The sequence below is a fragment of the Streptomyces sp. BE20 genome (genome assembly GCF_036322525.1).
In the GTDB taxonomy this organism is placed as follows: Bacteria; Actinomycetota; Actinomycetes; order Streptomycetales; family Streptomycetaceae; genus Kitasatospora.
This window is the reverse complement of record NZ_JAQYWW010000747.1, coordinates 1-289: the sequence shown is the minus strand read 5'-3', so window position 1 is coordinate 289 and position 289 is coordinate 1. Positions and strand designations below refer to the sequence as shown.

Annotated in this window: 1 protein-coding gene; it reads right to left on the bottom strand. The window is 70.6% G+C overall.

All coding sequences use genetic code 11. The annotated features are described in order from the left end of the window. Positions 1–289, bottom strand: a 289-nt coding sequence (locus PUR61_RS45345; protein WP_329879547.1) for an ABC transporter permease, incomplete at both ends; no start/stop codon positions are given.

The following is a 289-nucleotide window of genomic DNA, read 5'->3' as shown; positions in this document are numbered from 1 at the left end:
GCGTTGTTGCTGGCGGCCTCGGCGTTCGGGCTGATCAGACCCATGCCGACGGCGATCCAGGTGAACGCCAGGGCGAAGAGCACGAGCAGTCCGAACGCGGCCAGCCACTCCAGGGCGGTGGCGTCCGTGGAGCGGAAGCCGATGGCCGCGCCGACGGCGCCGACGAGGACCACGCTGGCGACCGACTGCAGCACGCTGCCGACGACGTGTCCGACGAGCACCGACGGGCGGTGGATCGCCATCGTGCGGAAGCGGGCGATGATGCCCTCGGTCATGTCGTTGGAGACGG